Annotated in this window: 4 protein-coding genes; 3 read left to right on the forward strand and 1 reads right to left on the reverse strand. The window is 46.3% G+C overall.

What is annotated here, in order from left to right; translation table 11 throughout:
• Positions 1-149: 149 nt before the first annotated feature.
• The 3 genes from U2P91_RS07295 (at position 150) to U2P91_RS07305 (ending at position 10,857) form a co-directional block, all read left to right on the forward strand.
• Positions 150-3,512, forward strand: a complete 3,363-nt coding sequence (locus U2P91_RS07295) for a PD-(D/E)XK nuclease family protein (protein ID WP_322519325.1) — start codon at positions 150-152, stop codon at positions 3,510-3,512.
• Entirely contained in the window at positions 3,496-7,212 is a 3,717-nt protein-coding gene (addA, locus tag U2P91_RS07300; RefSeq protein ID WP_322519326.1) for a helicase-exonuclease AddAB subunit AddA, read from the forward strand. Before U2P91_RS07295 ends, addA begins: the two co-directional genes overlap by 17 nt.
• Before the next feature lie 177 nt (positions 7,213-7,389).
• Entirely contained in the window at positions 7,390-10,857 is a 3,468-nt protein-coding gene (locus U2P91_RS07305; protein ID WP_322519327.1) for an FtsX-like permease family protein, read from the forward strand.
• Between the two features lie 95 nt (positions 10,858-10,952).
• On the opposite strand, the gene U2P91_RS07310 is transcribed toward U2P91_RS07305, so the two are convergent.
• Positions 10,953-12,719 (reverse strand): S8 family serine peptidase, encoded by a 1,767-nt coding sequence (locus U2P91_RS07310; RefSeq protein WP_322519328.1) that lies wholly within the window; start codon positions 12,717-12,719, stop codon positions 10,953-10,955.
• Positions 12,720-13,070 lie beyond the last annotated feature (351 nt).

The following is a 13,070-nucleotide window of genomic DNA, read 5'->3' on the forward strand; positions in this document are numbered from 1 at the left end:
GTCCGCTCTGATGCAAACAACATGATGTAACAATTGTCGGTACTACTTTATTCTCTATCGACAGTTTTGATCACCATCTTTAAATAAGGATGGTGATTTTTTAAAATAGTGGCGAATCAGTGATGTAAAAAGGCAGAAAGGAAAAACGGATGGGAATTACAATGATCGTTGGCCGGCAATCTCAGGTGTTGAGTGAGACGGTCTATCACCAGATTGGTGCGGCCCTGGATGCAGGCAAAGAAAAACTCTATTTAATGGTTCCGGAACAGTTTACCCTGGGGGCTGAAGAAGCGCTGATGAAGTCCAATCGCTTAGTAGGGCTACTTGATGTCGAGGTGTTGAGCCCTAAGCGGCTGGGAAATCGGGTGCTCCAGGAAACCGGCGGGCTTGCCAAGACCTATATGGACAGTCATGGGAAAAATATGCTGCTGCAAAAAACCATGGGGGATATTCAGGAACAATTGACCATTTATCGTTCCAGCATTAAAAAACCTGGTTTTCTTGCGAGTATTTCAGATTTGATTGGTGAACTCAAACAAAATGAGATTGCTCCAAAAAATTTGGAAGAAACCAGAAAGACGCTAGGTCACGGCATCATGCCCCAAAAATTAGGCGATGTAATAAAGATTTACACCCATTTTCAGGAATTACTGGGAACTGACCGTAAAGATGAAGAAGACTTTCGTAATTTCGTCAATGAAAAGATCGCTTCGGCAGAATTTCTCAAGAACAGTGAAATCTGGATGGATGGGTTTCAGAATTTTTCAGCCCAGGATTATCGCATGATTGCAAATCTGGTCGATACGGTTAAGGAAATCCATATTGCCCTACCGTGGGACCCGAACCCATCAGCACGGGACCAGGAAGTTTTTTTATTAACAGCCAATACCATGGCGTCCATCAAAGAAATTGGAGCCAGAGCGCAGGTGTCATTTAAACTGGAAAAAATCACCAATCAAAATCAGCAAAATCAAAAAAGTCCGGAGCTTGCTCATCTGGAGACCAATCTCTTTGCTTATCCCAAGGTGGAATATCAACACGCAGTCAATCAGATCAGCCTGACGCAATGTCAGAATACCTGGGAAGAGGTTGAAATGGGCGCGCGCAAGATTCTGACCCTGGTTCGAGAAGAAGGGTTGTCCTTTCGGGATATGGTGGTGCTAGCCGGAAATCTGGATGAATACGGGAGCATCATTAAGCGTATATTCTCCCAGTATAAAATCCCTTATTTTATGGATGATCTGCGTGCCATTGGGGATAACCATCTGGTTGAAGCAGTGGTAACCGCTTTGGAAGCGATCCAGAATCATTATCGGCTTGATGATGTTTTTGGTTTTGTTAAGACCGGCTTTTCACCGATTACCTTGTCTGAATGCGAAGATCTGGAAAACTATGCCCTGGAGTTTGGCATCCGGGGTAAACAATGGGAAAAGGAATTCACCAAGCTCAGCCAGAACCCGGCCCTGGAGCTGGGTCGTCTTAATGCCCTGCGCCTTAAACTGATCACGCCGCTGATTCAGCTAAAAGCTGTGATGAAGGCGGGTAGAACCTGTCAGGATTATACCAAAGCCCTCTATGAATTTCTGGTGGCCATCGAAACCCCGGAAAAAATTGAGGATCTGGTGGAACAGTTGTCAGAATCCGGCAATTATGAAGCGATGGAACTCTACCACCAGATCTGGAACATTTTAATGGAAGTTTTTGATCAGATTGTTGAAACGATGGGAAATGATGAAGCCACGACCGAAGAATATTTGCGGATTCTAAAAAGTGGTTTTCAGGGCTATCGGCTGGGAATCATCCCGCCTTATCGGGATTATGTCAGTATTACCGATTTACGCAGGAGCCGCAGCTCAGCCTTTGAGGTACTGATTGTTTTTGGCTTAAACGAAGGGAAAATCCCGGGAACCGGCACCGAGCCCAACCTTTTCTCAGATTTGGAACGGCAGATACTGGGCGCTCACCAGATCAGGCTGCAAAACAATCGCAGCTTTCAAATGGATCAGGAACGGTTTCTGGTTTATGATCTCTTATCGAAGCCCAAATCCCGGTTGGCCCTTTATTGGGCGTTAGCCGATATGGAAGGCAACAGTCAGCAGCCCAGCATTCTACTGAGCCAGATGCTTATGATCTTCCCGTCACTAAAGATTTTGTCAACTCTTAACGATGGGGTGGCAGCATTCTGGAATACCCTCAGTACGCCTGATGCGACCCTCTGGCATCTGATTAGCCACCTGCGTAACAGTCGATCTGAAGCCGATTCGGCGCAGCAGCAGGAAGAGGCGCTATGGGCCGAAGTGCAGCACTGGTATCAAAACAACCCGGACTACCAGCAAATCATCGGCAATCTGACGGAGGCCCTAAACTATGCCGGGGTTTCGCAGGCCATGACCGGTGCGGAGGCTACCGTTCTTTACGGCAAAAACTTGCGCACCAGTATTACCCGGTTGGAAACCCACCGCCAATGCCCTTTTTCCCACTATGTCAGATATGGCTTAAAACCTGAGAGTCGGCCCATTTATACTATTGCCGCGCCCGAAATCGGAACCTTGCTCCATGAACTGATCGACGGCTTTTTCCGGGAAGTTCATGACCAAAAACTGGACCTGCGGACCCTGCCTAAAGAGCGACGGGATACACTGCTAGAAGGGGTCATGGAAAGCTGTCTGCCGCAGATAAAAACCAATGTCTTTAACAGCACCGGACAAAACCAGTACCTGGGGAAAAAACTGGAACGGGTTGGCAAAAAGTCTGTTGATATCCTGGTTGCCCAACTGTGTGCCGGGGATTTTGAACCCCAGGCCACTGAGTTCTGCTTTGAACAGGAATTAAGTCTGCCGGATGCGAAACTGGGAGAAGTGAAGATCTATGGGAAAATTGACCGGCTGGACCTCTATGAAAAAGATGGTCAAACCTGGGTTAAGGTCATCGACTATAAAACCGGGAGTAAAAAGTTGGGTTATGATGATATTTATTATGGCCTTTCGCTCCAATTGCTGGTCTATCTGGATGGGGCCATGACAGTTATTGATGCCGAGGATATTCTGCCGGGTGGAACCTTCTACTTTTATGTTGATGATCCGATGCCGCGATTGGATTTTGGCGAGAATGTTCAGGCGGCGATCAATAAGTCCTTTAAACTCAATGGTCTGCTTCTCGATGACGAAATGGTCATCGCTGCCATGGATCATGATGCCGATTCCAAAACGTCGGACATTTTGCCGGTTTATCGATCGGAATTTAAGCTAAGTCGGGAGGAATTTGAAGGCATCATCGACTATGTCCGAAAAACCGTGGTTCGTCAGATCAAAAGCATTTACGAGGGTGATATTAAAGTCCGGCCTTATAAAAAAGGCCATGACTATGCCTGCCAGTATTGTGATTATAAGGGCATCTGTCAGTTTGATGACGCAATCACCCGGGGTGGTTATGAGGTACTGAAAGCAGCAATGAAGAAAGATCAGTTTTTTACGTTAATCGAGGAAGGAGAAACCGATGAAATGGACCAGTGATCAGTTAAAAGCGATAAAAAACCGTGAAACCAACATGCTCGTATCGGCCGCCGCCGGATCCGGTAAAACAGCCCTGCTGATTGAGCGAATTATTCGCATTATCCGGGAAGAAAAGGTGGGCGTCGATGAGCTGCTGATTCTGACCTTTACCCGGGGAGCAGCCGGAGAAATGAAGAATCGCCTCAGTCAGGCGCTGGCCAAAGAACTGGAAAACCCGGAAAATGATCGCAGCTTTTTAATGAAGCAATTAAATATTTTAGGGGGGGCCTCCATTTCCACCCTTCATTCTTTTTGCCTTGGTATTTTACGCCAGTATTTTCATAAGGGTGACATTGATCCTGGCTTTGCCATTGGCAACGATACTGAAATCGCGCTGATGCTTAAAGAAACGCTGGAAGAGGTTTTTGAAGACGAATACCAGCAGGCCATCACGAATGAAAATAGTGCGAATAAAAATATGGCGCAAAATAGTGAGGAAGAGTCCGAACAGAGTCGGAATAAAAACGAACAGTCCCTCGATTTTCTGGATCTAATTGAAAAATATAGTGGTAATAAAAATGATCAGGCCTTAAAAGACACCGTTGAAACCTTATATCGCTTTCTGGCCACCCAGCCAAACCCGGAAAATTGGAGCAATCAGGCCTTGTTGCTGTTTGATTGCGATGTCAAAAGCCTGGAAGATTCAGTGTGGGGATGTGCCTTAAAAAAAATAATTGAGACTGAGCTTCAGGGAGCCATCGATGCAGCCATCGAAGCCAGGAACTTAAGCACTGCTGTTGGTTTTGAGAAAACCCATGAGCAGAGCAAAAGCGAAGTGCAGATGCTTAAAGCGCTGGAAAAAACGATCAGCACCGATCTGGTGCAGGGATTGGAAGCCTTGAAATCGCTAAGTTACGAGCGCTTTAAAGGAGCGGCCAAGCAAGATAAAGAGCTGAATGAGCTGATCAAAAAATATCGTGATGAAGCCAAAACCAGTATGGTCAAACTACAAAAACGATTTGCCATCAATATCGATGAGATGGTCCAGGAGCTTAATAGCCTAAAAAAACCGATGGCCGATCTGGTTTTACTGACTCAGAAATTCTGGACTGCCTTTCAGGCGAAAAAAGCTCAGAAAAATCTGGTTGATTACAATGACCTGGAACAGCTGACACTAAAAATTTTAGGAGATCCGGAGGTGGCCGATGAGGTTCGCGCCCGGTATCGCTATATTTTTCTGGATGAGTATCAGGACACCAACGAAATGCAGGAAACCATCCTAAAGCGGATTGTTCGGGATAATAATTATTTTATGGTCGGGGATGTTAAGCAAAGCATTTACCGCTTTCGGCTGGCCGACCCGACCATCTTTATTAGTAAGTATGAAAGCTTTGGCAAAGATGAAAACCTCAATAACAGCCTGGTGACCCTCAATCAGAATTTCCGTTCCGCCCAGGGGGTGGTTAACAGTGTTAATGCTATCTTTGAGAAAATCATGAGTGTCGGGCTGGGGGAAATCAATTATGACGAACAGGCTCGGCTTAACAAGGGTCTGCCCCATGACGGACCCTATCAAAAAACTGAGATCCATATCATTGAAGAGCAAAAACAGGAAGCGGGAGAGCTTCAGGCGTTTGAGGAACAGGAAGATCTAACCGCAGTTGAAATTGAAGCCCGGTTTGTGGCTGAAAAAATTCAGTCTCTGGTGGGAACAACTTTTTTTGATACCCGAAACAATCAGGAGCGGGCGATCAACTATGGTGATTTTGGGGTGTTGATGCGCAGTGTGGCCGGACGCGGAGATGTTTATCTCAAGGTGTTTAGTGAAATGGGGATTCCTACCTATTTTGATGGTGGCACCAATTACTATGAGTCGCTAGAAATTACCATGATCCTAAACCTGCTTAACCTGATGGATAACCAGCATCAGGACCTGCCGCTGTTAAGTATTATGACCTCGCCGATTGGCAATTTTTCCACTACTGAATGCACCCGGTTGCGAATTGCTCACCCGCAGGGATTTTTTTATCAGGCGGTGGAAAGCTATTGCCAGCTCGAGTGTGATGAACTGTCTAAAAAACTGGGCCGTTTTTATCAAAAACTGACGGCTTGGCGAAATCAATCCAAGCTCATGCCAGTGGAAGATTTTCTCTGGAAAATCTATCTGGAATCCGGCTATTATGCCTTTGTGGGAGCTCTACCTGGCGGCGAACAGCGACAGTGCAATTTGCGAATCCTGCTTAAGCGGGCCGGGGACTATAAAAAATCCACCCTTAAAGGGCTGTATCAATTTATTCGCTTTGTCGAAAACATGAAAAAGCACAAGCAGGATATTTCGCCCCCGGCGATGGTCAGTAATCAAGAGACGGTGGTGCGACTGATGACTATCCATAAAAGCAAGGGGCTCGAATTTCCGATTGTCATTCTTTCTGGTACCGGTAAGGGTTTTAATAAGCGCAGCAATTACGCCCAGGTGTTATTCCATAAGGATCTGGGAATTTGTCCGGACTATGTCAATCTGGAAAAACGGTATAAGCATAATTCATTGGCTAAAGAGGTCTGCAAGGCCCAGAGCAATCAAGAAATGCTTTCCGAAGAAATGCGCCTGCTTTATGTCGGGATGACCCGGGCCGAAGAAAAGCTGGTGATTGTCGGGACCGTAAAAAATCATGACAAAGCCAGGCAAAAATGGCATAACGAACCGGACGAGTATCACCTCCTTAATGCCGCCAGCTTACTTGACTGGGTGATGATGGGGGTATTGGCTGGGCGGGACCCCAGTGAGACGAATCCGGAGTTAGCAGATTTTACGATTGCTTATCATCAGGGGACTCAATTCACGGAAAAACAGGCGCTGGAAAGAGAAGATCGGAAGGACCCGGCGAATGAGTTACAGGCAATTGATCCGGAGATGGAAACACCTGCCGCAGTACCGGAAAAGTTGACAACCAGTATTTCTCAGGCTGATCGGGAGGCGATTTTCCAGCGGCTTAATTTTCTATATCCAGTCAAAGCAGAGAATGAACTCCCCAGTAAGATGAGTGTGACCGAAATTAAAGATTATCAAAAAGCTGATTTGACGCGTCAGCAGGAAAAAATCAGAAAGCTTTCTAAGAAGCAGGAGAAGCCCAAGTTTTTAGAACAAAAACAGACCGACTTCACCGCCGCTCAACGGGGCTCGGCCCTTCATCTTTTAATGGAAGTGGTCAATTTAAAACCGATCCGGGAGGAACTGTTTAGTAGTGGACAAGCCGCTTTGCCGTTGTTTCTTAAAAAGTATCTGGTCAATCAGATTGAGACCCTGATTCACAAAGAATTTTTGCCGGCAGCCTTGGCCAGAACCATTAGCGTCGATAAACTGATCAGCTTTTATACCTCCGCTCTGGGGATTAGGTTATTATCGGCCGAAAAAATCAGGCGCGAGATTCCCTTTAACTATGCTTACGATCCGGCTGAAATCCGGTTAGAATGGACGGACATCCGCGAAAAGATCATCGTTCAAGGGATCATTGATTGTGCCTTTATGGAAGACCAAAAATGGGTCATTATCGACTATAAGACAGATTATTTTAAAGACCCCCTTCAGCGGGAGCAAGTACTTAGAGGTTACGAAATTCAGATCAATCTGTATGCAAAGGCCCTGACCGAATTAACTGGCGTCCCGGTTAAGGAAAAGATAATCGGATTGATTACCTTAAACGAAGCGATCAGCATAGTGTGAGAGATTTCGTGACAGACTGAATTATTTAACCGGGAATGGGTGTTTTATTAATAAAAGCATGATAAAATATAAAAAACCTTGTTTTAGGCATGGCCGGGAAAACAGCTCTCTGGTCATTACCGCGCGGTTATTGGCAATCAATGACCAGCAAACAATTTTATTTAAAAGGATACATTAATGAAAGCATTGCAAAAAGACACATTCAGAGAAATCAAAAAATCAAAAAACCGTTTTTTATCCATCGTTGCGATCATTGCTCTGGGCATCTGCTTTTTTGTAGGGGTTAAAACAACCGGCCCCAGCATGAAATATACAGTCAGTCAGTACTATCAAAACCAGCAACTGATGGACATGCGTCTGGTCTCGACCTATGGTTTTTTGCCGGCGGATGTGGACGCGATTAAAAATTCTCCAGGCGTGGCGACGGTGATGCCCGGCTATTCGGCGGATGTCATTATTGAGCGGGGCGATAAACGCCCTGTGATCAAATTGATGGCCTATAAGGAAGACCAGGCCCTGAATCAACCACTGCTGGTGGCAGGGCGCCTGCCGGAAAATGAAGACGAACTGTTGTTGGAACAGCCTCAGGAAGCTAAGGGCATGGGTGCTTCCAGTTATACTTACCAACTGGGTGAAACGATCAAGCTATCCTCGGAGGTTGGCGATAAAGCCCTATCTGATTCGATCAAACGGGATACCTTCACCATTGTCGGTTTTGTTAGATCGCCCCAGTATGTGTCGATTGAGCGCGGCAGCACCTCGGTTGGCCGGGGCGAAGTCGATTATTATAGCTTTATTCCCGCAGAAAACTTTGTCTTTGAACGGTATACTGAGGTTTATCTCTTATCACAGGCCACTGCCGACCATGTTGATCCCTTTTCAACTGAATACGAAGAAGCCATTGGGTTCCTGGAGAAACAATTGGAAGCCCTGGGTATTTTGCAGCTGGAAATCAATCACGATGATATTTTGGCTAAAGCTCAGGTAGAACTGGATAAGGGCCGGGCCAAGTACAACGATGGGGTGACCCAGTTTAATGACGGGATGGCTCAGGGAGAGGCCAGTTTGAATGATGCCAAAAACCAGTTAATTAACGGCGAGGCCGCCCTCAGGGCTGGCTGGAACGAGTATAACACCATGATTGCCCAGACTCAGGCCCAACTTGCCGACGCCAAGAATCAGATCATTCAAGGTGAGGCAGATCTGACTCGTGGGGCTGATACCTTAAAACAGGAACTGGCAAATGGTGAGGCAAAGCTGGAAACCCTGCGCCAGGGCATCACCGACTTAAGACACGGAATTGCTAAAATGGAAACTCAGGACCCCTCCGGTCAGTTACCGGAGCTGGAAGCCCAGTTGGCGGAGCTGGAAAACCAGATTGCCCAGGGTGAGTCAGCACGGGCAGATCTGGAGGTCCAAAGCGCGGCAGTCGAAGCCCAGATTCAGAGTCTGGATCCGACTGACCCGGATTATCCGGCCCAACTGGCGGAACTGGAAGCTCAGTTGAATGAAATCAACAGCCGGATTATTGAGGTTGAAGCAGGTTTAGCCCAGGTTTACGCCGCAAAAGAGCAGATCAACCAGGGGATTGAAGCGATTTATGATTTTTCTGCCCAACTGACCGGAATGAAAAATCAACTGGCTGAGTTGGAAACAACCCTGCCCCAGGCCGAAGCCGCTCTGGCCCAAGCTGCTATTGACGGCGAGAATCAGTTATCAGCAGGATGGGCTCGCCTGGCTGATAGTAAAAACCAATTAAGCGCTGGAGTTGCGGCCTTTGAAGCCGGCCGGGAAGAAGGACGCAGTACCCTGATTGCGTCCCAGAATCAATTGGATGAAGGATGGGTGAAACTCCGCGATGGGGAAGCCCAGTTGGCAATGAAACGGGCAGAGGGCGAAGCCGAACTGGCCAACGCCGCTAATGATTTAGCAAAGGCCGAAGCTAAAATTAATGATTTGGAGTTTGGAAAATGGTATCTGTATAACCGTGACGACAATCCCGGTTATACCAGTTACGGTGAAGACGCAAAGCGGATTGATAATATTTCCGGCGTGTTTCCACTGATTTTTCTACTGGTAGCTGCCCTGGTTTCCTTTACCACGATGACCCGGATGGTGGAAGAGCAGCGCACCCAGATTGGTACGCTTAAAGCATTGGGTTACCGCCATGATCAGATCGGTTCGAAGTTTTTTGTCTATGCCTTATTAGCTGGCAGTATCGGCTCGGTGATTGGACTGATTGTCGGCATCAATACATTGCCGTATTTAATCGCCGGAGCCTATGGTTTGCTTTATCAGGTGCCGGATTTAATTATTGCACCGCCATGGATACCGCTTTTAATTTCTTGCTTGATTGCGATTTCCGGTACTGTGGTGGCAGCTGTGATCGTTACCTATTACGAGCTCAAAGAACAGCCTTCAGAGCTGATGCGGCCCAAGGCACCAAAGATTGGAAAACGGATTTTCCTTGAGAGTATTCCCTTTATCTGGAAACGGCTGGGCTTTATTGAGAAGGTCACTGCCCGTAACCTACTGCGTTATAAGGGTCGGTTTTTTATGACCGTGATTGGGATCGCCGGATGTACCGCTCTGATTCTGGCTGGCTTCGGGCTTCAGGATGCGATTTTCGCGATGATTCCCCGACAGTTTGAGAACATTACGGTTTTTGATGGTTACATGGCGTTAAAAAATGAAGAAACCCTAGTTGAAAAGGCGGACTTCAAAAAAATATTAGAGAATGATCCCCGCTTTAGTGAAAATATGTTGGCCCATCAAGCCAAGATGACCGTTGAAAAAACCGGAACGGGTAACGGCAAAGCGGCCTATCTGTTTGTGCCGGAAACAGCGGAGCAGATTAATACGTTTATTCATTTGCAAAACAGAAAATCAGCAGAAGCGATAAATTTAGAAGAGGCGGGTGCCGTTTTATCAGAAAAAGTTGCCGGCAGTCTGGGACTGAAGGTGGGCGATACCATCCGGGTCTACAATGAGGACGAAAGCCATGAAGTGGTATTAGGAGCGATTACTGAAAACTATCTCGAAAATTATCTTTATTTATCGCCAGCAGTTTATGAAGAAGCCTTTGGAAAAGAGCTGATGGTTAATATGGCTTATGTTAATATTCCCGATGCCAACACCGATCTGGAAGATGCCATTGCCAGTGACTGGCTGGCCAGAGATGGGGTGGTAGCAGTAAACTTTACTGGAAATATTGTTAAATCATCTGCTGACAGCATCAGCAGCTTGAGCATTGTCGTCGTCGTGATGCTGCTTTCGGCCGGAGCCCTGGCAGCGGTGGTGCTTTATAACCTGACCAACATCAATATTTCCGAACGGGTTCGAGAAATTGCCACCATTCGGGTTCTGGGGTTTTATGATATGGAGGTGTATAAGTACATTTTCAGGGAGAATGTTGTTTTATCGGTGATCGGAATCATCGTGGGTCTGTTTTTAGGCGTTTTACTTAATGGCTTTATTATTAACACCGTCGAAACAGATATTGCCATGTTTGCCCGGGGCATTGAGCCCACCAGCTTTATTTACTCGGTGGTCTTTACGCTGGCCTTTACCTTTATCGTCAATATTCTGATGACGCCAATTATTAAACGGATCAGCATGGTGGAATCACTTAAATCAATCGAATAAAATCGAATCAAAAAAGCCGACTGGAAATAGACATTTCCTGTCGGCTTTAAATTTATTAACTCAATTAGAGATTAAGGGGGGGGGAGCGCTTAAAATCAGGTCGGGTTGACGATAAACGCGTCACCGGAGGTATTAAAGGTGCTCCCTTTGGGTAAGGTCATAATTTCAATGCTTTCGAGCCGGTAGCCGTAGCCGGAGCTACCGGATTGTTCGCCATTAGCCGCCCAACTCAACCAGCCCAAATTTTCAACATGGGTACGGTAATAAATATCAAATTGATCAGCATCGGGACCGGTTAGATTAATCTCTATCGCTTCCAGGCGAAGACCAGCTCCAGAAGTGCCACTGAGATCACCGTTATTGCGCCATTCCTGCCAGCCCACATCCTGGATATGGGTTCGATAGGTTACGCCGACGTCATAACCGGGATTATCCAAGGCAATCTGAATCGCCTCCAAACGGTAACCTAAACCCGAGGTGCCGCTGAGTTCACCGTTTCGTTTAAACACGTCTTCCCAACCAAGGTTTTGAATATGGGTTTTATATAAGGCGGTTAATGATTTATCAGCTATTACCGTTGCAAGAGCGCGATCCAATTGGATCAAGCCATAGCCAAAATAATCATCTTTCCCCGGAGCACCAAGATCGAGAGCAGTGGAAGTCAGTGCGGCTTCCACCTGGTCGGCATTTAAGCTCCCATTGGCGGCCAGTAAGACCCCACAGGCACCGGCAACGATGGGAGAAGCGAAAGAGGTGCCACTATCATTTATATAGTCGCCATCAATAGAAGTCGTGTAAACATCTTCTCCGGGAGCAGCCAGATCGACCATCGTGTTATACTGAGAAAAGGCGGCCCGGTCATTGAAACGGGTGGTTGCCGCCACCGAAATGACGCCGTCGTAAGAAGCGGGGTAAGATGACAATCCGGTTTTGGGATCATTTGCTTCGCCCTCATTTCCTGAGGAGGCCACCAGCACCTTACCTCTGTCTTTGGCATATTGAATAGCAGCCGCTTCGCTGTTGTTGTAATCATAACCACCATAGCTCATGTTAATGACTTTGATGTCGGAACGATCAGCAGCATCCATCAGGGCAGCGCAGATATTGGCAACCGAGAGGCCTTTGGCACCGACCCGATAGGGGGCAATTTTTACATTGGCCGTTCCGGCCACACCAGAGAGTCCAATGCCATTATTAGCAGTAGCGGCAATAAAACCGCTAACCAGGGTTCCGTGACCGTCCTGATCTAAAACAGTGCTACTTTTGGTGACATAGTCATAACCGGCAATAATGCGGCCAGTCAGATCGGGGTGATTGGTATTGAGTCCGGTGTCTAAAACCGCGACGCCAACGGTTTTGGCATTTGAGACTTGGTCCCAGGTTTTATCGGTGCCGATGCTTTGAAACTGCCACGCTTTGCAATCGGTAACATAAGGATCATTGGGGAGCGAATAGGTTTTTAGCGTATCATTGCGATCAACTGCTAAAACATTGGGGTTCTCACTGATCGTTTTAATCAATGCATCAACATCGACATCGCTTTTTACCTCCAGAATATCGACCCGATCAGATACGGTTTCTCCTTTAGCGACCGCATTAGTGGATAATGACAGGCTCTTAACATTAAGGGGACTTGAATCTCTGTAAATAATAACGATCTGCTGACTTGTATTGTCGTCACTTTCCAGATCAGGAAGTTCGGACAAGGTGTTAATGTTCATTTGATTGTTCACACTCATTTCACTGGAATTAGAAAGAGTATCAGTTTGAATGGATTCATTTGCCAGGGTAGGTACCGACAAAGAAAGCATCAACATCACGATACTAAAAATAATCAGGTAGGGTTTCATTTTTCGTTTCATGGAATCTCCTCGGATATTTAATAGGTCTAAAAACAGGTTCTCAGACGCGCAAGTTTCTAACCTGAATTATATCATAATTAGCCAGTGATTACCTTAGATGTAACTTGAAATAATCGTTTAAAAGAGGATGATTCGGGAATAAAAAAGCATGGCTTGCGAATAGGTTTATTAAGACGAGCAGTCGTTTCATCAAATGAAAAAGATGGCGATACTTCGCGAAGCGCTTAACGACAAAGTCGAATATTTCCACCTTGTTCTTCTTTCAAATAAACTATTTGCGTGTTAGAATGATTACGATTGAAACGAATACCGCTTACCAGACAGAAAAATTATTTCTGGCTGGAATCAAAT

Origin of the sequence: Acetobacterium sp. K1/6 (assembly GCF_034438075.1) — a bacterium.
GTDB classification, from domain to species: Bacteria; Bacillota; Clostridia; order Eubacteriales; family Eubacteriaceae; genus Acetobacterium; species Acetobacterium carbinolicum.

Coding starts and splice junctions, on each gene's coding strand:
- U2P91_RS07295 (WP_322519325.1), top strand. CDS start 150: ATGGGAATTACAATGATCGTTGGCCGGCAATCTCAGGTGTTGAGTGAG.
- addA (WP_322519326.1), top strand. CDS start 3,496: ATGAAATGGACCAGTGATCAGTTAAAAGCGATAAAAAACCGTGAAACC.
- U2P91_RS07305 (WP_322519327.1), top strand. CDS start 7,390: ATGAAAGCATTGCAAAAAGACACATTCAGAGAAATCAAAAAATCAAAA.
- U2P91_RS07310 (WP_322519328.1), bottom strand. CDS start 12,719: ATGAAACGAAAAATGAAACCCTACCTGATTATTTTTAGTATCGTGATG.